Source organism: Candidatus Marimicrobium litorale (assembly GCF_026262645.1).
GTDB classification, from domain to species: Bacteria; Pseudomonadota; Gammaproteobacteria; order Pseudomonadales; family Halieaceae; genus Marimicrobium; species Marimicrobium litorale.
Genome location: NZ_SHNO01000001.1, coordinates 701,175 through 722,447, shown reverse-complemented (window position 1 = coordinate 722,447; position 21,273 = coordinate 701,175). Strand labels below are relative to the sequence as shown.

The following is a 21,273-nucleotide window of genomic DNA, read 5'->3' as shown; positions in this document are numbered from 1 at the left end:
CGGGCTTACCCAAAAAGAATGGTGCGAGTGGCGGGACTTGAACCCGCATAGCCGTTAAGCCGTCAGATTTTAAGTCTGATGTGTATACCAATTCCACCACACTCGCAAAAAATACCTGATTCTGGCGAAGACAAAAAACAGTGCGCCTCGCCATAATCGGCGCAGCATAGCAGCATATTTTACCGATCACAAAGCAATCAGGCACTGAGCACCGTACACAGAAATAGTGTCGCAGGCGCTGCCAGCTCGGGACCCTGATTTCTGTCTCCATGGTAAACTGGCCCGACAAAAAAATCGATCCGAGCATTCATCATGGCATCAACTCGTGGAGAGTTCAGTTCCCGGTTTGGGTTCATTATGGCGGCCTCCGGCAGTGCGGTGGGACTTGGAAATATTTGGGGCTTTCCCACTCAGGCAGCAGGAAATGGCGGCGCGGCCTTCCTGGCCGTGTATCTCGTTCTTGCCTTCACATTGGCCTATCCGGCACTCATGGCAGAACTGATTATTGGTCGACATGCCCACTCAAACCCGGTACAGGCTCTTAGGGCCATTTCACGCACACCGCTCCTGGCAAACATCGGTGCGGCGGGCGGCATGGCGGGATTGGTTATCGCAAGCCTTATACTCAGTTTTTACGCGATTGTAGCGGGCTGGATGGTAGCGTTCTGTCTCGCGTCTTTGGTGGGCTTGATGGGAGCAGAAGAGGCGTCCCAATGGCTTACCGCTTTCGGCCTTGGTCGCAACCTGGTGTTTACCTATCTGTTTATCGCCTTGACCGCGCTCATCGTTACCGCTGGCGTCAAACAGGGTATCGAGCGCTGGTCAGAGCGCCTGATGCCGATATTAATTATCACACTCCTTGTCCTGATCGCATATGTGCTCACACTGGAGGGAGCGACTGAAGGCCTGAGAGTCTATCTATTACCTGATTTTTCACGAAGCCTGTCACCCGATTTGATTCTTCGAGCGCTCGGTGCGGCGTTTTTTTCTCTGTCGTTGGGCGTTGGGACCATGCTGGTATACGGCTCTTACGTAAAGGACGATGAAAATCTACCTTTGCTCGGAGGGGTTGTCACCTTGATAGACATCTCCATCGCGGTGCTGGCCGGGTTTCTTATCATGCCCGCCATGTACGTAGCACTGCAAAATGGAGTGGAAATTTTTGGCGAAGATGGCACGTTGATCTCTGAAGATACACTCATTTTTACTGTCCTACCCGAGCTGTTTGCAACAATGGGGACAACGGGCGTTATCGTATCTATTACTTTCTTTTTTCTGATGAGCATTGCCGCCCTGACTTCATCAATTTCGATGCTGGAGGTGTCTGTCGCCTACGCGACAGAAAGTAGAGGCGTAAAGCGTCGGTGGGCGGCCCCGTTGATTGCGTGTGGTATTGCGGCTGCCAGCACCCTTATAATTTTCGACTTCAGCAATCTTTTCAGCATGGTGATAACGCTCACGACACGATATGGACAACCACTGCTGGGGTTTATATTTTGCCTGTATGCCGGCTGGATATGGCAGCGCGATGGCGTATTGCAAGAACTGCGAAAAGGTAACCCAGACGCTGAACACAGCCTGTTCTGGAAAATCTGGCCCTGGTACGTCAGGCTTGTCTGCCCGACCATCATTTTGTGCATTTTTGCTCAGGCAACTTTAGCCTGAACCCGGCGGCGCTTCACAACGGCGCACAGCGCATTACAATGCAATCTTGCCTGACTCTTCGATACGCTGCGTAGGCACAAAACCGGCAAAATCGATCTTTGCGAGGAAACGATACTCGAGGGGCCCATCTTCCTGACTTCCCACGCTGGCCAGCAAACGTAACAATTCGAACAACTGCAAGCCGGCATCAAGCGTCACCAGCCCCTCGCTATAGCCTCCAATAGAGGGAATATTCTTCGAAACGCCGGTAATAAGCTCTCTTCCAAGTAACTCAATAGAGTAGCTGATGCCCACAATATCAAGCGCTTGCGCATTTGGATTGATCACCCTCAGAGTAATTTCGAAGCGAGGTGCGCCACCCTCTGTGGGCAAACTTCGAAAATCCTCGATATTAATTTTTGGCGGATCCAGCTGCGACGTAACGGTGGCGCAGGCCGACAGTAGTACCAACGCGATGACGCAGATCAATCCGGTTTGCAGCTGCTTATACACTAGCTTGATTCTCCTTCACCGTGATAGAGCGCATCAAGGCGAGCGACAGATGTTTTGGCCTGTGCGACACCCTGCTCGCTTGCGAGATCATCGTGATGCGCATTTCGAAAAAGTTTATACTCCTGCGGCGTCAACTGACGAATATAGCAATTAAAACAATGCCAACGCATGACATTTCTTGACTGCGTGCGCTGGTAGTGCGCAAAAAGCCAGGAACGCCGACCCGTACCCTTCGGTCTCTGCCCGAGCAACATGGCCGCTGCATTTCGCAGCGTGAGTGCGATATGAGAACGCGTTACTTTTTCCTGCATTTCAATTCGGTGCATTTCCTGCTTTGGGTTTTTTGTGGCGCAAACGGCGCATTTCCTGTTTTCTAACACTCGCTTACGCTCATTTCGTTAGTGCAAGACTCTGCGCCAGCCTTTGCCGCGACGCCATTATGCTCGACATTCGCATCACTCTTGGCCGCTGTGATACCTCGCTGCCGTAATCGCCTTAGTGCGTCACAACCCTCTTCCTCGTTCGTCGGCGGCTCATTGATGCAGCGCTTAACCATGTTCCCTCACTGCAGAAGCCGCATCATACTCGCGTTCGGCCCAAGCCTAATTGGCTCATTCTGAATTTTCAATCGTCTATGTCATCTACATCGAACTGTCCCGTAAGACGACGACGTATATGCGACCAGGACATCCCCGCAGCAAGGATAAGGGAAAGCAGCAGCAGCAATACCCAGGTGAGTGCGCCCGTTGAATCCAGGCTGAGCCAGCCCAGATCGATAAAAACCCAGATAAGACTGCCGAAGAGCGCTGCCCCAAGAACAATACCCAACCAACCCAGCGCGAGCAGGGTTGCACGCAAGAAAACCACCCAGGCTATGAGCAGTGCAATCCCCGTTAGAGCTATGAGCGGCGTCAACCCCCCCTCCTCTCCCAAAACCCAGTTGAGATAGGAATAACCGGAGGGGTTATAGGTGCCGACCGTCAGTAGTAATGCGAAAATCCAGCGCCCGAAAAAACTGCTTACTGTGAATTCATTCGCCATAATCCCGCTACCCTTCTTTCGCTCTGCTGCATCATCGATGTCAATACTACTGCCCTACAGGGCGTTTTTACACCGCAGAGAAGAAAATTTAGATGACTCTAGGGAGAGTTACCCCTTCGCTGCGCTTGGCTAGCCCTACAGCCATGGTTCGGAGCGAGAGCACCCTAGAATGAGCTCGTACCACCCCTCCGGCTCGCCACGAGGGCCGCCAATCGAGCAATCAAGCCCGCCAGACTTATGCTCAGCAGGGTGCACCGCCCGGTAAGGCATCGCGCCCGACTCTCAGCACAGAGCACATTATGATGGGCCCTGCAGTTTCCGCTGGATTCCAGCGAGCAATGGCTCCGCATCACTAAAATTGAAGTTATCCAGTAGCTCACGCAACTCTGTTAACTGGTTCGCGATACCGCTGCCAGCAGGCTGGGCAGCAATCAGCTGATCGACAAACGAAGTGGCGCCGGGATCGAAAGCGCCTACAGCGGCCTGAAGGTCGACAAAAACAGCCGCTGTATCAATTTCGTTTGCGGTGCTAGAAGCGGATGCTTGCCTGAGCACCATCAAGACGTCGAGTGATTCGCCAGTGATTTTCAAAGCATCGGCCAGTGCCTCGATCTGCTCTTCTTGCACAGCGTTACCCGCCAAAGCCACTTTTTCAATAATTTCCGCACTCGCACCAATATCGGTGGCACCAAGGTTATTGGCGATACCGCGAACCTTATGGGCAGCCTCGCGCAGTTCAGCTCCACCCCCGCCGGCAACCAAGGCTCGCATCGAATCGGCTGCACCCGCATATTCATTCAGTAGATCCTTGAGCAGCTGCATAAACAGCGCCTCGTTGCCGGCCAGCCGACTCAAACCCTGCCTGATATCAAGACCGGGCAGCGTGTCTGGCAGAGGTGCCTGTTGAGCTTCGGCCTCGTCTAACTTCTCTGTTATCTCGATGCCTGACAAATTAGCACTGTAGTCGGCAGCAGCAATTGCATCTAACAAGGCCTTGTATAAATCGGCGGGGTCAACGGGCTTGGGAATGTGGCCATTCATGCCGGCATCACGGGTGCGCGTGCGATCTTCAGCCATCACATTCGCAGTCATCGCTAAAATTGGCAGATCATCGAACGGATAGTGTTCGCGCAATATGCGAGTGGCCGTATAACCGTCCATACCTGGCATCTGGATATCCATGAGCACGCAGTCGTAATCGGCAGCCCTGACTTTGTCCACAGCCTCCCCGCCATCGCTGGCAGTGTCCAGAACCAGTGGCACCTTCTGCAGCAGCTCGCAAGCAATCTGTAAATTGATTGGCGAGTCATCCACTACCAGAACTCTGGCACCTCGGATCGCTACCAGATCTTCTGGCCCGGTTTTGCTACCTAGGTTACGTACCCGCTGAACCACCTGTTTACCGTAGGCCAGCATAATGGTATCGAGTAGCGCGGAAGGCTTTACTGGTTTGGCTAGAAATGCGTCCACTATTGCCTGATGCTCGCTGCTGGGCATATCCCAGGACGAAAGCAGTACGATCTTGGGCGGTGATTTTTTCTCGCGAACCGCCAAAGCGACATCCAGCCCCGTCATGCCAGGCATCATCCAATCCAGCAAGAGCACGTCGAAGGTCGCATCAGCGGCCATAATTTCCAACGCCTGCTCACCACTTTCAGCCAGAGTGACGCTATAGCCAAACGATAAAAGGTATTCCTGCAGAATATCACGAGACGGTTCATTATCGTCTACGACCAATACGTTGAGGCCCTGCGGGGGCTCTTCTCTTGTTTCAGGCTCTTCTGCCCGCTCCAGCACATCGAATGTCAGCTCAAAGTGGAAACTGCTGCCCTCGCCTGGCTGGCTTGTCACTTCTATCTCGCCACCCATCATCTCGGTCAATTGCTGGGAGATTGCAAGGCCCAGACCCGTGCCGCCGTACTGGCGACTAATAGTGCTGTCGGCCTGGGAGAACGACTGGAACAAACGACCCAGTTGCTCTTCGTTCATGCCAATACCGCTATCTCGCACATCGAAGCGCACGCTCACTTTATCGCCAATCCGCTCAGCCTGGCGAACCTCCACCACAATCTCACCCTCCTCGGTAAACTTAATCGCATTACCCGCCAGGTTGATGAGTATTTGGCCCAAGCGCGTCGGATCACCCGACAGTAAGTCCGGTAGTGTGGGGTCGCGTTGGAAAACAAGTTCAAGATGTTTATTCTGGCAGCGCACCATGCAGATAGTCGCCAGATTATCCAGTACATCATTGAGTGAGAATGGGATACTCTCAAACTCAAATTTACCCGCCTCCAGCTTGGAGAAATCGAGGATGTCATCGATGATCGTACGCAGCGCGTTAGCCGCGCCATCCACCTTGCTCAAATAGTCTTTCTGCTTCGAATTCAGCTCTGTATCCAGGCAAAGTCCAGTCAAGCCGATAATCGCGTTCATAGGCGTACGAATCTCATGACTCATATTTGCCAGGAACGTGCCTTTGGTCTCATTGGCCGTCTCGGCTTCATGGCGAGACTCCTCGGCCGCCTTGAATAACTGAGCATTTCGGATAGCGGTACCCATCTGGGTAACATAACGCTCTATAGCAGTGATCTCCTTTTCACTGAGTTTAAACGCCTGCGTCCGAGCAGAAAAGAAGATACAACCAATTGAGCGATTCTCGATTGTCAATGGGCATAACAAAATCGAAACAAAAGGATTGTGCTTCAAAATCAACCGATCATTGGGCCCCGCCTGGGCCAGCCCTTCGTCGGTTATCTTGCCCATAAATATCGATTCTCCCGCGACGACAGAAGCCGCTGCAACGCTATCGCCAGCGTCAAGAGGTAGGCCTTCATCAACAAGTAATTGGTCGAGCACCTCCGGCCAGGATCTGCCACGCTGGTATGCGAGTCTCAGCCGTTGGTCGGCAGGATCGACCAGAAAAACGCCCATCTGGTCGAAGGTGAACATCTTCTGCAAGCCTTCGAAAATAATGTCTTGCACCCTGTCTACATCCAGGGTCGAGTTAACGATGGTTGCAATTTTATTGAGGTCGGAACTTTCCTGAAAGGCTTGTTCAAGCTCGGTGGTTCGCTGCTCCACCTTGATCTCCAGCGACTTCTCCGACTCCTGCAGCGCCACAATAGCCTTGCGCATGCCCGCGGCAGCGGCTTTCAGCTTACCCCCGGATTGCCACAGTGACAGCATAACCACCAGCGATAATATCATGACCGAGAACGACTCGACATTAGCGATGACGTTGTCGGGAACCGTTGAGACGTAGAAAGTCACGGTCAGTCGAGTGACACTGCCCACTAAAATTAGCAGGATCGAACCAATGATTAACCGCCGAAACATCGCCTGAGAAGCGAACGGTAACACCATAAGAACCGGCAGCGTCGCGGTAACGATTAGTACACCATATAACCTATCGCCAACAATGATCATGCCAAAGGCAATGATATACCAAACTACTGTAACCAGCGCTACGGCCCGATCGAGATAATCTTTTTTGACCTGAAAGTGAGCAAGAATAGACAGGGGCAACAACACTGCGATTATTAAAATACCAAGCCCCCTGGCGACCGGGCTTGAATAGAAAAAACTTAACCCCGAGGTTATAGACCCCACGGCCAGAAACAGTAAGCACGTGGAAAACGTAATTCTCGCAAACTGGTGCGATTCAGGGCTGAGCCCTTTAGGCGTATCAGTCAATGTCTTAACTCTCTTTTTTAGCTTATCGTACGAGGCTTTATGGCTATACTACGTTGCCAAATATAGTGCACAATTACTACTCTTATATTGAAGCCACTAGTGTAACGCAATGACTGCAAACTCGACTGATAAAAATCGAATTCTCATCGTCGATGATGAACCAGGCAATATCAAAATTTTGTCCAATGTGTTGGCAGATGACTACGCCCTCAGTGTGGCGATCAGCGGAGCACAGGCGCTGGAGATAGCGAAGGTACAGCTGCCCGATATCGTCTTGCTTGACATGGTCATGCCGGAGATGGATGGCATCCAGGTATGCCAGGCGCTGAAAGCTGATGAGACGACAAAAGATATCCCCGTTATTTTTGTTACCAGCATGTCCGATACGGCAAATGAGGAGCGAGGCCTTGATGCCGGCGCTGTCGATTACATCAGCAAACCCATAAGCCCACCTATCGTGAAAGCGCGGGTTAAAATTCACATCCAGAACTACCTGAGCAAGCGGTTTCTGGAGAACCTACTATCCGATCAGGATGCCACTCTGGACGACGCCAAGAAAGAAGCCGAGTCACTGCTGGTTTTTGTCTAAGCTGTCTGCTTCATCAGACCATCGATATACTGAACAAAACTTGAGCGATAGCCAGTTTTGGTTTTGGCCCAGAACTGCTGGATGCGCAGCACTGACATCGCAGCACCGGTGCGACGCTCCCAGGCTTCAAAGTACTCAGGATCAAGGTTTTCTTTCTGATACTGCACAAAGACCAGCTCGTTGAGTTCAAACAAAGCGGACAGGTACCCTTCGAATTTGAGTGATTCGAGCTGTGTCAGCGTTTCTCCCTTCGCTGCTTTCAGCCGAATGTCGGCAAGATCGCCGCTGTATGACTCGGCTCGAAACTGAATTGCCAGCTCCATTACCGAGTGAATACTGGCGTCGCGGGTTTCTGCCGCACTGTTGCGCATCTGCACCGCCAGATAGACCAGAGAAATAAAGACGCCGATCGACCCTGCAAAATCGCCTATAGCCCCAATGGCATCCCAATTAATTTCGAACATATATAATTACCAGAGTATTGTTAGGTCTTTGCAGGCCAAGTCCACAGCAAGCAGAGTATAAAGCAAAATTTAAAGTTGATGCAGCGCCCCTTTCGTGTCGCATTCAAAAGTACGGGATACGCTTATAGGGTTGGACTAGCGGCATTATGCACAACAGGTTTTGCCGCGACTCGCTCAAAGCGACTGTTTTGGGCGCGAGAAAACGTTGGCCCGCAGGCCAATATTTGTAAGGTCAAGGGATGGAGGCTCGGGTCGGAATCGAACCGGCGTACACGGAGTTGCAGTGCGGAATAATAACGGGATGATACGGTATGCTATACCGGAAAAGCGCTTAAATACTGGGCTTTTGTCCTCCGCCCTACTCCCAATCATCCCGGCATATACGCCTAATTCCGAATTATTTGCACCACTTTTGCACCAGTATTCGAATAATGCCTCTTACCTTTTACGGCAGGCCCACCCTATTTAGGCTCTGTCTGTGTGCGGGTTGGGTATAGCTCCACGACTAGCTCTACATTTGCGTTGGCATAGGAATCAAGCGGATTCTCGGCACAGTACTTTTCCAGCCACCCCATATAGGCGTCCCGGCCCTTACCGCCCGTTATGTCATAGGTGTTAACCACCTGCCAACTTACCGCCGTCAGGAATCCGCGGGTGTAGACATTGAATACATTCCAATCACGCCAATCTGATTGATTCTCACCCTTTGCTACCGCCGCGTTGAAAGACCCGCAGCTCTCTTTGTTGGCGGAAGGCGGATAAGCGGCATATCTGCCATCCGCATCCGCAGCCTGCAGCCCGCCAGCAGCAAACGTCAGGGCGGCAGTCAGGGCGGCTATTGTCCATTTATTCATAGGTCAATTCCCTTTGGGTTTTATCGGTATGGCCGCATTGTAGCCCTGATGCCGGGTCGAATACACCCGGCCATGCTGGTAGTCTGGGGATCCCGTTAAATGGAGTTAACCCAATGAAGCATATTATTGCAGTAGCAACTCTCGCTCTGATCCCTTCTATGTTTGCAGCCAATGCACAGGCAGATGTCCTGTGCGAGAGCCTTGCCAACCCCGGCGTCCAAAAGGTATTTGATGGCGGTAGCTGCCCGCAAGGCTGGTACGTTATTAAGGTGCTGGCGGGCTAATTGTCAGTTTAAATTGTCCGGACTTGTCCGGACATGCCCGATCCCAAACCCCGTTAAATGGAGTTAACCCAATGAAGTACATCCTCGCTGCTCTAGTCCTCACATTCAGTATGCAGTCCAGTGCCGATAGTTGGTTATGTATAACCGATCACGCGGCAGGGATGAATTTGAAAAACGGGGGTTGGGAGTCAGAAAGAATCACGCCGGGAGACAAGTACCTCATTAAAGAGGCTGAGAGTTATCTCAAATCCGATGGCTACGTCTATCAGGTGCAGTCGTTCGGTGACGATTTAGCACTTTGGGTATGCGGTGACTTTGGGAGCGACGAATATAGTGAAGGAAACCTCGTCTGCGATGGGTTAATACCCGGAGGCACATTCAAAGTTAACCCCAGTAATGGGCATTTCCTCGCAACTAGGACTTACGGGTATGTGACGGATGACGATGACGGCAGCGTTTCAACCGACACCCCTATGGTACAAATCGGCAAGTGCGCCAAGATTTAGTCTTTATAGATTAAATGCGGCGTAGGGGAGCAGACATCATAAAAGCCGCGGATCTCGGTGCCGGCAGAATCCAGCGTTGTGGCCGTTAGGCCTTTAGCCTCTAGCGCCGCACGCACCTTCGCCAGGGCCGTCTGCTCTATCTGTCTTACGCGCTCTCTGCTAATCCCTAATTCCTTGCTCATACAGCCAGCTGAAAGCCTTCCTGTTAGCTAAGAAATAGGGTTTTTCCCTATTTATCTGAGCAGTCCAAATACAATAGCCTACGATTACGGGTGTTCTGCACCGTTTAAAACGCGCTTAGGAACCTGTATTATCCGCGCCCAGACGCGCTGTTTTTTTTGGAAAAAAGGACTCATCATGAACGGACTCAGCATCAAAGCCCTACTCATCATATCCCTCGCTATGCTGGCCACAGGTTGCAAGCTCGCACTGACCGTTACCTCCGGGGGTGATGTCACGTCTCTCAGCGGGAACAGAGACTGTGCTGGGGGTAGTCTCTGTGAATATGAGGTTACTGATACTAGCTTTATTGAAACCTTCACTGCGGTGCCCAGACCCGGGTATGTGTTTTCAAAGTGGCAGGGTAGCAAAAATTACCTTTGCCCGGACTCAACAAACCCGACATGCACTATTTCGACTGCTATCATCGACACGCTTGTGGAGCCAGAGCGAGGAATTGCAGACACAGTCCTTGCCTCGGGAACGATTTACTACGCACAGCCATTGTTTACGTTTGTTGGCGTTGATACCGATGAAGACGGGATCAAGGATTACCTCGACCCTGATGATGACAATGACGGTGTGCTGGATGCTGATGACAACTGTCCTCTGGAGGGGCCAAATCTCGATGGCTTCGGCTGTCCGATAGCGCAGTCGAAAACCGTCTTCGTGACGAGCGAAAGCTACACTGGCAACCTCGGCGGTCTCGCCGGTGCCGATCAGAAGTGCAACGATCTCGCTGCGGCTGCAAGTTTGTCTGGCGAGTATAAAGCTTGGCTTTCGGATGGCATTGAGGCTCCGAATACGCGCTTCACACAATCACCCTATGTCTCGTATACGCTCGTTGATGGCACCGTGATCGCAGTGGGGTACGAAGATTTGATAGCTCCCCAGCCACCCTACGGTGGGCCTTTCACAGACGGGCTGTTAGCTCCGATCAACCTCACAGAGCTGGGCACGACCAAAAATGCGTCTGTCTTCACTAACACGAATGCAGACGGGCCCGCAGTCGGACCGGAGGGGGGGTTCCAGCTCATACCTGGATCCAACGAGTACTTAGTGGGGAGTTGCCTTGGGTTCACTTCTTCTACAGACGAACAGGCCACATTCGGCCGGACTACGGGTTCTGCCTACCTTGGATTTTCCACTGCGCAACTCGGTTGGCTTCCCTACGTCCAGTTTGTTGGATGTACCTCGCCTTCGGCGCTTTTTTGTTTCGAACAATAACGACAGCGCCAACCGGGGCGTTACTGTGCGGGTGACAGTCTGCCCGTGGCCCCGGTGAGTGCGTTCTGTTCAACCAGCACCTGCGTTCCGGGTAAGCCCGCACACACCCAACGCCACCAGCGTGTTGCGTAAGCCCCAATGCGGGCTGTGCCCGCAACTTTAATGCGTACCGCCAGATTCAAATTCAGACTTCGCCGCTTCGTCCATCCTAATCACAATCGACCTAAAACCATCCTCAAGCGCCTGACCCTCTGGTGAGTCGCACTCATGCGATATACGGCCCACCTGAATCAGGGCATTGGCGAGGTGAAGTTCGTGGAGGGAGAGTTCGAGGGTGACTTTGTCGGGGGTGTGGTTTAGGAGTTTCATGATTCGTCCCTCAATGTGAGGCTTAAAGAAAGATAGACGATATTCTTTAGCCCCGCTTTTAAATTAGAGGGGTGCAGTGGCCGCTGAAGAATCGAACATGGTCGGCGTACCAAAATGAACGGTCTTGATCTTTACTCACGAAAAGAACTGCTGGGGGCTCTTTAAAGCCGGTATTTGTCCATGTCACTGAATACGCCTCTGTATCCTCAGCCACATCTCTACGATACACACTGTTGGCGTTTGATACGCGTGCACCGAGCACTACACCGCTTGGCATATCCACATGGAAATTTGAGCCTATGTGGATATCCTTAACCTTTTGGTTCTCTGGATAACTGCTAAAACTCTTGTAATCTTCGATAACACAATTGAGGTCTCTTGTGGGTATTGCCGCCATACTGGCGAGTGCAGGAAAGAAAAATACTAGAATCAAAAAATACTTCATTAAGAATTGCCTCGAAAGTATCTACATAGTGACCGATAACGATCTATCTTTTCGCGGCGATCGTGCCCAAGTCGATTTTGGTCACCGCTTCCCCTTCCGCCAATCATATGGATTGATCGGATTAGGATCAGCCCAAAGCCCCCAATTCCTGGCCTTAGCCTCATCCTCGGCAGACTCATACCTACCGCGATCTTCCGGTGACTGCTCCCTAGCATAGTACCTATACCACCAAGCCATCCCTGCTAGTACCTGAGCATGATTGGTGTCTAGCGTCTTTCCGCAGGCAGGGCAATCCGAAGGCTGCACCCAGACCTTGCCCAAGACTCGGCCATAGCGATCTTTCTTATCTGACTCTACGAAGACTTCTTTACCTGCCACCATGCGACTCAGATTATCCTTGGAGGCAGTGCCGAACGGTTGCCCCCTCTCAGGCGCGTCTATGCCCGTCAGTCGAACTTTGTACTGAGTTTTAGTGCTGTCCAGAACCTTGATCGTATCGCCGTCTGTGACTGATACGACTCGCCCAGTGATGTCTGCCAATGCACCAGTGGCAGCTAGGAGCAGAACTAAAGCGGTCAGTCTCAATGAATATCTCCTCATGCACATGGCGGTCTTTGAAAGGAAGGATAGGGTTTAGTTGGCAGGTGTCGGGTTTCACTCAAAGATAATCTCGGATTGACCATTCCGAACATGGTTGTCGGCCGAAACGTTATCAAACATTACCTCGAAACTGTTCATTAAGAGATCCGTGGACTCCATTTATAAAAGAAGCTAAATGGCTTATATATTTCTTGCATACGCTGCTTTACGTCGACGTGATTTCTAGCACCCAAACTTTTCAACACGGAATACTTCATTGCGTGTTTGTGTTCTTTTGTGAAGTAGATATTACGAGCTAGGAGCCGCTCAAAGTATCTAGCGTGAGGAATGCTTCCGCCTTTACCATCAGTTCCTCTATTACATCGCCTGCATGCCAAGACGAGATTCCATACTCCATTTGGGTTGAGTGCTTCTGTCGGAAATTCTCTGACTAATAGTGAAATAGGTAATACATGGTCAACATCAGGAAACTCATCGTCGTGACTTGAAACGGATTCTTTGAGCGCGCAGCCGCAGTAAAAACAGGCTCCAAACTGATATGGCATTAATGTCGGCACTGCTGATCTCAGATTAACCCTATGGTCGCCAACCGTGGTAAAAAATAGCTTTTCTCTCTCATCGAGAAGCATTAGAGGCGAGAGATTGCCACGCCACGCCTCCTCGACAACTCTCCACCTTGCCTCGCTCTCACTCAGTAGATCTGCTTTAACTGTGTCGTTAGATTGCAATAGGTTGAGATTGTCTGTTAACACGATTTTTTTACGCAGTTTATCATGCTCAAACAACGAGCAGCGCTTGTCTATTGAACCACCACCAATGTTATGGAAAGCGTCGAAGACATTATTGTAAATTGACTTTTCGGCAACGCCGAATACCTCATTCCAAGACAGGTTATTTGCTACATATTTATCCATAGCCTTAGAAAGATCTGTTCCATCGCGCTTGTTTTGATGCGGACAAATTTTGTGATGCTCAACAAGATGACGCAAAAAAATCTCGCCGATCTCTGCGTAAGAGGCTTCAGACACTGGAGCCATTTCAAGTAACGTCTTTGATAACGCGAACTTATAAGTTGCCGAATTCTTTCCAAAAACGAGAATAGATCGAGTCACATCGACAGGCGTTTGTTCGCTCTTGTGGAGATAGTCGGCTACGACGGAATCTTTAATCTCATCTATCACTAGATTACTTCTCGGCAAGTCATGGCCTTAGTAAAACCCCTTTCCTGGGATTACATGCCTAACCCCCCCTCTGGGTTCCTCTGCGTCTCCTTTACGCCGAGGAATAAGATGGATATGGCAATGGAAGATAGTCTGTCCTGCAACCTCGCCAGCATTTATGCCCACGTTGAACCCAGCAACACTTGAGTCGTCCTGCTGAATCTTCTCTTTCAATGAGTTCAGCAGCGCATCGCAGGCCAATAATTCATCTTGGGAGAGGCCGAAGTAGTCCTCAACATGACGATTGGGAATGATCAAGGTATGGCCCTCAGTAACAGGAAATCCATCACGAATAGCATACGCGAGATCGTTGGATGCTATTATTCTCGAATCATCCATCGTGCAAAAAAGGCAGTTAGGCATTGTTTTCCCGGAGGCGGTTGGCTCCAGCCACAAGTATACAGAGTATCGGGGTGCAAACCTCTATAAGGAGCAGAACTAAAGCGAGCCTTCTCAGTCTATAAAATCTTGATATCTGGTTATTCAATACCGTCCATGAAGTTAATTCCTCTGACCCTAAGTCCTACTTACGTAAACAATTAGAAAGGTGCCTCCTCCCATATTTCACTATCTTCTCCCAAAACCAATTCTAGACCGTGTCCAAGTCTATAGGTGCCATCAGGTTGGTTATTATTTCGGAAATGCTGAACCGTTTTATCGACTATGAAGGTATTGATTTCCGAGTTAACTGCTCTGGAATTATAGTAGGGTATGATTATGCGTATTGCCTTACTACCATTTTCAGCAGCATCAAATTTTCTATTAAGATCAGTGATAGAAATATCGGGCATATATTTTCCTTACTGGGCATAAAACATCTCAGAGTGCTTATGCCAACGTCAGTGTTTGCCAGTATTAGTGTTTGCTTAACAATCAGGATTAGGCCGATTCCAACGATCGGGGCTTCTGCCTGGCGCAGTTGAGCACCCGCCTCCCGGTGCAGTTGAAAGGCCGCCTCCCGGCGCAGTCGAGCGTCCACCGCCGGGAGCGGTTGAAAGACCCCCACCGGGAGCAGTCGAAAGGCCGCCTCCGGGGGCAGTCGAAAGACCTCCGCCGGGAGCGGTTGAAAGACCCCCACCCGGCGCAGTTGAAAGGCCGCCTCCAGGGGCAGTCGAAAGTCCTCCGCCGGGTGCGGTTGAAAGACCTCCACCTGGCGCAGTTGAGCAAGCACCTCCTGGCGCGGTTGAACCCACGCATTCCGCGAAAGCAGTCGCAGAAAAGATCGCTAGGCAGCTGGTCAAGATTACTCTTATTCCGATATTCATTTTGTTCTCCAATCAGACTAGGCCAGTCTCTGAAACGGCAGCGGGTGAGAGTTTCTCCCTAGTATAGCCTGCTTACCTTTCCCATGAACTGCGGATACAAGACCTCAGATGCATCGAGCAAGACTATAAACTCTTTCGCGTCAGATTCTATCCTGTGGGCATGAACAGGTCGTCTTTTCAGGCAGGTTCACAGGGTGAGTATACTTAGTGGCCTGAGCGTGCGAATCGAATTCACGATTACTCAGAACGTCGGCAGTTTTACGGAGAGAATGTCCTACCTGTTTGCTCAGCTATTATACTCTCGCCTCTTCTAAGTCCTTTCGGATACAATGCCCACCGCAGCGAGCTTGGCCTCGTATGTCTATTATATGAGCCAACGACAATAATAAGACGTTGATATGAATAGAGATCATCTAAAAATGAAATCTGCATACTGGGAATCGGTGTTACATAGACCACTCCATGTCTGTATCTTTTTCGCATAAAAAAGAAGCGTGAACCAATGAAGCGAGAACAAACAGTAGAGGAATTACTCGATCAGCTGATTTCGCATTGGTGCGATTGGGAATCTTATGAAGCGTTCTATCTTGAGACTCTCGCACCGCAGCTAACAAAATCTCCTGAATCTGGCGACGACATAGAGCGCTCAATTCTTGAATCACTGAAAGGCATACTCACTAATAACGAATGGCTTGATCTGCCAGATTTGATTAGAGAAAAGCTTGAGGGAACGTTACGAGATACAGAACAAAAAAAGATACGCCAAGAAGCAGAGCGTAAAGCTGAAGAAGAAAAGAAAAAACGAAAAGAGCAAGAAAGATTGCTCGCTGAACAGCGAGAAAAAAAAGAACGAATCGAAAAAGAGAGAAAGCGATTGGAGAACGCAAAAGCTCTAGAAGAAAAGAAAAAACGAAAAGAGAAAGAAAGATTGCTCGCTGAACAGCGAGAAAAAAAAGAACGAATCGAAATAGAGAGAAAGCGATTGGAGAACGCAAACGCTCTTGCCAGCATGCAAGAGCACTTCCAAAAAGACTTTCTAAAGGCCGATCTTTTTTACGAGGAACAATATTCTGAGGTCGTTTCTCGCGATGAGTATGAGGTTGAGAAGATACGATTTGTTCAGGCTTGGGTAAGTAAACAAGTTAAAAAAGAGCCTGATAGTCAACAATCAGCTGCGATAGCAAGCTATGGAAAGCATACTCAAGTAATAGCCCGTGCGGGTAGCGGAAAAACCACAACACTAGTAAATCGCGCAATCTTTTTGCAGAAACACTGCAATGTATCACCCGGGCAGATAATCTTGCTTGCATTCAATCGAAAGGCGGCAGAGGAGATAAAGGAACGGCTTGAGAAACACTTTGGGGATAGGATTCCGCACGTAATGACGTTCCATGCACTAGCTTATGCAACAGTACACCCGGAAGAAGCCTTGCTCTATGATGATGCGACGAACAATAGTCACGCAAAGAGCCGATCACTCCAGTCTGTTATCGACGATTTTCTGCGTGATTCTCGATTTAAGGAAAAAATACGCTCATTGATGCTTGAGCATTTTCGAGCCGATTGGGAAAAGATTGTTAGGGGTGGTTATGATCTAGAGAAAAAAGAACTCGTTGAGTATCGAAGGTCATTGCCAAATGTCAGTCTCCGTGGTGAATATTTGAAATCCTACGGAGAGAAGTTAATAGCAGATTTCTTATTTGAGCATGATATTCCTTATAAGTATGAGAGAAACTACTGGTGGAAAGGCGTTAACTACCGGCCCGATTTTACAATTTTTCTTTCTGAGGAAAGCGGTTTAATTATTGAATACTTTGGGTTGCGGGGTGACCTTGACTATGATGAATTAACGGAGCGAAAAAGAGAATACTGGAAACAAACACGCTCTTGGGAGCTTTTAGAAGTAATCCCCAGCGATGTTTCTGTAGGGCGAGATCATTTTTTTACCATATTCAAACTGATGTTAGAAGAAAATGGGGTGAGCTGCTCGCCTCTAACTGAAGAGCAAATATGGAATAAGATAAAAGAAAGGGCAATAGACAGGTTTACGACCACCGCAGTTGGTTTCATCCAACGATGTAGAAAACTATCTCTTACGCGAAGCCAATTGACTGACCTTATAGACTCACATCACGACTTGAGTGCGCTCGAGGAGCAGTTCCTGGAAATTGCAGCACCCCTTTATAGTGGGTACCTCGCACGCCTAAAAGCAACTGGAGAAGAAGATTTCGACGGCTTGATGCAGAGAGCCGCAATCAGCATACGTGAAGGGCAATCAATCTTTGAAAGAAAATCAGGACAAGGAGATTTGAGGGATATTCGCTATATGTTTATCGATGAGTATCAAGACTTCTCTGATTTATTTCTTAGACTCATTGAGGCGATACGTTCACAAAATAGCCAAATCGAGTTTTTCTGTGTTGGAGATGATTGGCAGGCTATAAACGGGTTTGCCGGGTCGGACTTACAGTTTTATGAGAATTTCCAGCATTACTTTTCCCCTTCACGTGAATTGTACGTTTCAAAAAATTACCGATCATCCAAATCGATCGTGGCACTTGGCAATGCCTTAATGGAAGGCCTTGGCAAACCTGCTGACCCACATAAGGAAGAGAATGGAACAATCCTACTCGGTAGCCTTTGGGATTTCATTCCATCTGATAGAGAAAAGGAGCGACACAATGGTGACGAGATCACGCCCGCAGTATTGAGGCTCGTATCAAAATTGCTGGCCACCGATAAAGATGTGGTTCTACTGTCTAGAAAAAACACATTGCCGTGGTACGTGAATTACACCTCTACTCAATCTCGCCAGACAAATGGCCTTGATCGCTATTGTGATCTTGTGCGATCGTATTTTCCCGAAGAATTGAGGGATAGAATTTCAACGTCTACGGCTCATAAATATAAGGGACTTCAGAATGAAGCCGTAATCGTAGTGGATGCTGTTCACAGAAGCTATCCGCTTATTCATCCAGATTGGATTTTTACACGTGTTCTTGGAGACGACATTGGAAAAATTATTTCAGAGGAAAGGCGGCTATTTTATGTGGCGATTACCCGTGCAGTAGATACCTTAATTATCTTGACAGATTCACAACAGACTAGGTCGCCGTTCCTTGAAGAAATAATGACCAAGCAATCACTTCGATATTTTGATTGGAAGCAATTTCCACCCATTAAAGATGAAAACAGTCGCCTGACAGTTCGAGTGGGAAATCTTAATCGGGATAACCAGGGTGCAACCTATGCAATAAAAGATCAACTAAAGGCAAGTGGGTATCGATGGGATTCGAAGAATGGAGTTTGGCAAAAAAGCTTCTTGGAAGAAGCGTTCTCGCCGGAATTCCTAAAAGAATCAGTCTGGTCACCGTTGGCTAACGAAATATGTGTTCGTATCGTAGATGACCGAGAGTCAGTGGTTGATGAATACTCAATTCACTCTGGGCAGTGGAGTCCGTTGAGGAAAGAAGCATGAAAAGACGCTGCACACGGATTAGAATCGCCAGAATATTAATGTTGTTATTCTTTGTAGTTGGTCTCTCAGCTTGCGGGCAATCTGCTCTTGATAAATGCTTCGACAGTAAATCATATCTTTGGAGCCCGGAGGCCACTGGGAATCAGTACAAGGGGAATGAGGCTTATTGGGATGCAATCGCTACCTGTGAAGATGAGCACGGTTGATGCGTGTAATTGTCGGCTAAATTCTCCCGAAACTTCTTGAGGCCGATAGGTTTCGCTCTCTTTCGCTGAATAACTCTTCCAGCGTTTCGGTTAAGACCATCTGTCCGTCCTGCATCCGGACTGCGCCTTCGATGGGAGTCGCCTGCTTTTCTTGTGCGGGGATCTCTCCACTGGACATAACGGATATGCGCTTCGCTAACAAACCCGCGGCGTCGATGATGTCATCGTGAATGCCGGTCGCCTGTCTCGGGAACTGGCTCGCCTCGTGCAGTAGCGCCTCATTCCAGTGGCCGCGGAGTAGCCTGACACCGTCCTGCAGCGCCAATCCTTTGAATGGAGCCGCCCTCACCTCTTTATTCTGCCCGTGCATCGGCATTTTCCGGAAAGGTAGAAAAATGCCGCGCCTGCGGAGCATCTCATTTGCGAGTGACATCAGCGTCTTCGATGCGTTGTCATCATCCATCAAAAACTCGGTGATCTTGTACGCTTGATGCACTTGCACCAGTTCCTCGATGATCTTATCGGGAGATATTCGCTTGCGGATGCAATCCAGCAGCACCAGGCGGCGGTCTGGCGTTAACGCGCCGACTAGGATGACGGTGTAGTCGCCATCACCCTCAGTGAGCGCGATATCAACACCGGCAAACGTAGAAGTCAGCCCTGCGGGTCGCTGGTCTATCACGGGCAGATTTTCGAGCGGCAACCACTCCTGCTCGTCCAGCAGTGGCCTGCACTGCCACATGCAGTGCCAGTTTTTAACGTCCAACTTATAAGAGTCGATCTCGTCCTGACTGTAATAGTTCGCCCAGAGGCGCTCACCTGCTGCGCGACCCAGCGGATCGTCTGGCGAATCCGCCTCCATCGGCATACGGATATGCGTCCAGTCGCCCGCCTCATGGCTAGCGAGAATTTTTCCGATAATATCGTCCTGATCCCAGCGCGTACCGATCACCACTAGCGGACTGTCGGGTATCAGGCGTGACATTAGCGCGCCCCTGAACCACTCCCACGCCTTCTCGCGCTGGGATTCGGTAGCGACATCCTCATAAGACCCAACATAATCGTCTACCAGTATCAGATGCCCGCGGCGACCGATTAGCTTCGCCCCCAGACCAAACGCATTTTGCACTCCGCCGTTGCCGTAACCGAAACTCGCAACGCTTTGCTGATCCTGGTGAATGCCGGTATTCGATAACAGTTGCCACTCTTTTGTCTGCAGCGCGGATCTCACTCGCCGGCCTATCGACTCTGCGAGCGCCTGTGTGGCCGCTACCGCAATGTTTTGATGGTCAGGGTTACGCGCTGCCATCCACGCCCGAAATTGAACGTGTAGCGTTGTCTTCGCGGCACCGGGCGATACTGAAATGATGACGCGCTTTTGCCTGCCGTCCGCTACGTCTTGCAGCGTCTGCCCTATAACCTTGTGGTGCGCTTGCCAATCAAAAGCGAAATCTGGATGGCCGGTGGGCCGCATCCAGTCCTCTACGAAAAATTGGAAATCGTTCAGGGCGCGCTGCATGTCCTGATAGCGTTCCAGAAGTCTCAGGTCTTCAGGGGTGAGGCCATCGGGTAACGGGAGAGTCATTTGGAATTTTTTGAAATTTCAGAAATATTTTCCGCAGCGTCTGGCCTATGCGCGGACTTCGTTTCAGAAACGACCGGGGGGTGGGTAGCATCGTCGCCCTTCGCCTCGGCCCGCAAGGCAGACGCGAGTTGGGTCATGCGATCGACGCCAGCAGCAGCGATTGCATGCCAATCAACCTGCGGCGCGTCCTGGTTTTGGTCATCTTCCATCGCTCGTTTCCTGCCGTACACGGATTATCTATCCGCTGTATTAGTCTATATTTATCGTGTTAAAGGCCGAATGGTGCAGGATATGGTGCAAATCACTGCTCCGAAACGACTTCCAGCTTGCTCAGTAATGCATTCACCTGGCGACCGATAGCCTCCCGGTTCGACTCTTCGATGTTCGCGCCCTGCTCACTGATCGTACCTATCACTGCGCGGTTTACGACCGAACCGAAACTACGGTCTAGGATCTCACTCGCAGCCTCTAGGCGCACTTTAGGGGTGGCGTTGGGGTCATCTATCAGTGCGGCGATCGCCTGTAAGGCCTCTTCTGCGTGGTCTTTAGCCATCTCCTCGATTGAGCGGCGCAGAGCGGCGCGCTCCATGCACGGGCCTTGCTTCCATCGGCGCGGGTCATCAGCGCCAGTGAAAGCGCCAGGGTTGTAGCCGCCAGGTTTTGGCCCTGGGCGTTTTCTGGGACGCCGTGTGGGCTGGTCAAAGAGTGACTTTCGCCCGTTAGCTGTAACCTCTACGGCCATAATCAAATGCTCCGTTGCTCAATTGCAATACCATTATCCTCCCGCCTGGAGGGATACCATAGGGCGAGTTTCGGGACGTTTGGGAACCTGGAGGCTGGAACCTAGAGGCTGGAGGCCGTCAGCCTGGAGGCGGAGTAAAACGTGCGGGGGTGGCGGTTGTAATCCGTAACCAGAAAATCGGCCTACTTACCGTTCTTCTTCTCTTTTATTACTACTACTACTACTACTTAATATAAAGAAAAGTTGATTACTGATTACAAAGGCTCCGCAGCCCGCGCCGCTGCGAGGCTGGCGCTGTAACCAATCCCCCGGTTACAGCGCCTCCGTAA

Annotated in this window: 22 protein-coding genes and 1 tRNA gene; 6 read left to right on the top strand and 17 right to left on the bottom strand. The window is 50.3% G+C overall.

Translation table 11 applies throughout. The annotated features are described in order from the left end of the window. Window positions 1-19: 19 nt before the first annotated feature. Window positions 20-106: transfer RNA gene (locus EYC82_RS03345), tRNA-Leu, on the bottom strand. Between the two features lie 206 nt (window positions 107-312). Between EYC82_RS03345 and EYC82_RS03340 the strand changes: the two genes are divergently transcribed. Then, the gene (locus tag EYC82_RS03340) at window positions 313-1,665 is read left to right on the top strand and encodes a sodium-dependent transporter (protein ID WP_279248134.1); all 1,353 of its coding nucleotides are present in this window, start codon (window positions 313-315) and stop codon (window positions 1,663-1,665) included. A gap of 33 nt (window positions 1,666-1,698) precedes the next feature. Here the strand turns inward: EYC82_RS03340 and EYC82_RS03335 are convergent, their stop codons facing one another. From EYC82_RS03335 to EYC82_RS03320, 4 genes are all read right to left on the bottom strand, one after another. Then, entirely contained in the window at window positions 1,699-2,157 is a 459-nt protein-coding gene (locus EYC82_RS03335) for an LEA/WHy family protein (protein WP_279248133.1), read from the bottom strand. After that, entirely contained in the window at window positions 2,157-2,468 is a 312-nt protein-coding gene (locus tag EYC82_RS03330; protein WP_279248132.1) for a hypothetical protein, read from the bottom strand. The genes EYC82_RS03335 and EYC82_RS03330 overlap by 1 nt, the downstream gene beginning before the upstream one ends. A 313-nt stretch (window positions 2,469-2,781) precedes the next feature. Next, window positions 2,782-3,198, bottom strand: a complete 417-nt coding sequence (locus EYC82_RS03325; RefSeq protein ID WP_279248131.1) for a DUF6524 family protein — start codon at window positions 3,196-3,198, stop codon at window positions 2,782-2,784. Window positions 3,199-3,495: 297 nt separating this feature from the next. Beyond that, on the bottom strand, window positions 3,496-6,891 hold the full coding sequence (locus EYC82_RS03320; protein WP_279248130.1) for a response regulator: 3,396 nt from the start codon (window positions 6,889-6,891) through the stop codon (window positions 3,496-3,498). 109 nt (window positions 6,892-7,000) lie between these two features. Here EYC82_RS03320 and EYC82_RS03315 point away from each other — a divergent pair, with 109 nt between their 5' ends. After that, entirely contained in the window at window positions 7,001-7,480 is a 480-nt protein-coding gene (locus tag EYC82_RS03315; RefSeq protein WP_279248129.1) for a response regulator, read from the top strand. Here EYC82_RS03315 and EYC82_RS03310 read toward each other — a convergent pair. Together EYC82_RS03310 and EYC82_RS03305 are read right to left on the bottom strand one after the other, a co-directional pair. Continuing rightward, window positions 7,477-7,944 carry a hypothetical protein gene (locus EYC82_RS03310; RefSeq protein WP_279248128.1) on the bottom strand — a complete coding sequence of 156 codons (468 nt, stop codon included), beginning with the start codon at window positions 7,942-7,944 and terminating at the stop codon, window positions 7,477-7,479. The two genes, EYC82_RS03315 and EYC82_RS03310, sit on opposite strands and share 4 nt — an antisense overlap. 461 nt (window positions 7,945-8,405) lie before the next feature. Continuing rightward, the gene (locus tag EYC82_RS03305; RefSeq protein WP_279248127.1) at window positions 8,406-8,798 is read right to left on the bottom strand and encodes a hypothetical protein; all 393 of its coding nucleotides are present in this window, start codon (window positions 8,796-8,798) and stop codon (window positions 8,406-8,408) included. A 113-nt stretch (window positions 8,799-8,911) separates the two neighbouring features. Here EYC82_RS03305 and EYC82_RS03300 point away from each other — a divergent pair, with 113 nt between their 5' ends. Both EYC82_RS03300 and EYC82_RS03295 read left to right on the top strand, forming a co-directional pair. Then, window positions 8,912-9,082: a hypothetical protein gene (locus EYC82_RS03300; RefSeq protein ID WP_279248126.1), complete on the top strand. Its 171-nt coding sequence runs from the start codon at window positions 8,912-8,914 to the stop codon at window positions 9,080-9,082. Window positions 9,083-9,153: 71 nt separating this feature from the next. Next, window positions 9,154-9,588 (top strand): hypothetical protein, encoded by a 435-nt coding sequence (locus tag EYC82_RS03295; RefSeq protein WP_279248125.1) that lies wholly within the window; start codon window positions 9,154-9,156, stop codon window positions 9,586-9,588. Here the strand turns inward: EYC82_RS03295 and EYC82_RS03290 are convergent. Then, on the bottom strand, window positions 9,585-9,770 hold the full coding sequence (locus EYC82_RS03290) for a sigma factor-like helix-turn-helix DNA-binding protein (RefSeq protein ID WP_279248124.1): 186 nt from the start codon (window positions 9,768-9,770) through the stop codon (window positions 9,585-9,587). The two genes, EYC82_RS03295 and EYC82_RS03290, sit on opposite strands and share 4 nt — an antisense overlap. 175 nt (window positions 9,771-9,945) lie before the next feature. Here EYC82_RS03290 and EYC82_RS03285 point away from each other — a divergent pair, with 175 nt between their 5' ends. Further along, window positions 9,946-11,034, top strand: a complete 1,089-nt coding sequence (locus tag EYC82_RS03285; protein ID WP_279248123.1) for a DUF1554 domain-containing protein — start codon at window positions 9,946-9,948, stop codon at window positions 11,032-11,034. Between the two features lie 159 nt (window positions 11,035-11,193). Here EYC82_RS03285 and EYC82_RS03280 read toward each other — a convergent pair whose 3' ends face one another. The 6 genes from EYC82_RS03280 to EYC82_RS03255 form a co-directional block, all read right to left on the bottom strand. Next, window positions 11,194-11,403, bottom strand: a complete 210-nt coding sequence (locus EYC82_RS03280; protein WP_279248122.1) for a hypothetical protein — start codon at window positions 11,401-11,403, stop codon at window positions 11,194-11,196. A gap of 58 nt (window positions 11,404-11,461) precedes the next feature. Continuing rightward, entirely contained in the window at window positions 11,462-11,848 is a 387-nt protein-coding gene (locus tag EYC82_RS03275; protein ID WP_279248121.1) for a hypothetical protein, read from the bottom strand. An 81-nt stretch (window positions 11,849-11,929) separates the two neighbouring features. Continuing rightward, a complete protein-coding gene (locus EYC82_RS03270) occupies window positions 11,930-12,433 on the bottom strand; it encodes a thermonuclease family protein (protein ID WP_279248120.1) in 504 nt (167 codons plus the stop codon). A gap of 152 nt (window positions 12,434-12,585) precedes the next feature. Further along, a complete protein-coding gene (locus tag EYC82_RS03265; RefSeq protein ID WP_279248119.1) occupies window positions 12,586-13,629 on the bottom strand; it encodes an HNH endonuclease in 1,044 nt (347 codons plus the stop codon). A gap of 27 nt (window positions 13,630-13,656) precedes the next feature. Beyond that, entirely contained in the window at window positions 13,657-14,031 is a 375-nt protein-coding gene (locus tag EYC82_RS03260; protein WP_279248118.1) for an HIT family protein, read from the bottom strand. Window positions 14,032-14,383: 352 nt separating this feature from the next. Then, on the bottom strand, window positions 14,384-14,839 hold the full coding sequence (locus tag EYC82_RS03255; RefSeq protein WP_279248117.1) for a hypothetical protein: 456 nt from the start codon (window positions 14,837-14,839) through the stop codon (window positions 14,384-14,386). 596 nt (window positions 14,840-15,435) lie between these two features. Between EYC82_RS03255 and EYC82_RS03250 the strand changes: the two genes are divergently transcribed. Then, window positions 15,436-18,411 carry a UvrD-helicase domain-containing protein gene (locus tag EYC82_RS03250; RefSeq protein WP_279248116.1) on the top strand — a complete coding sequence of 992 codons (2,976 nt, stop codon included), beginning with the start codon at window positions 15,436-15,438 and terminating at the stop codon, window positions 18,409-18,411. A gap of 222 nt (window positions 18,412-18,633) precedes the next feature. On the opposite strand, the gene terL is transcribed toward EYC82_RS03250, so the two are convergent. From terL to EYC82_RS03235, 3 genes are all read right to left on the bottom strand, one after another. Continuing rightward, the gene (gene terL, locus EYC82_RS03245; protein ID WP_279248115.1) at window positions 18,634-20,202 is read right to left on the bottom strand and encodes a phage terminase large subunit; all 1,569 of its coding nucleotides are present in this window, start codon (window positions 20,200-20,202) and stop codon (window positions 18,634-18,636) included. Beyond that, window positions 20,199-20,411: a hypothetical protein gene (locus EYC82_RS03240; protein ID WP_279248114.1), complete on the bottom strand. Its 213-nt coding sequence runs from the start codon at window positions 20,409-20,411 to the stop codon at window positions 20,199-20,201. The genes terL and EYC82_RS03240 overlap by 4 nt, the downstream gene beginning before the upstream one ends. A gap of 92 nt (window positions 20,412-20,503) precedes the next feature. After that, on the bottom strand, window positions 20,504-20,944 hold the full coding sequence (locus EYC82_RS03235; protein ID WP_279248113.1) for a hypothetical protein: 441 nt from the start codon (window positions 20,942-20,944) through the stop codon (window positions 20,504-20,506). Between the last annotated feature and the right edge of the window lie 329 nt (window positions 20,945-21,273).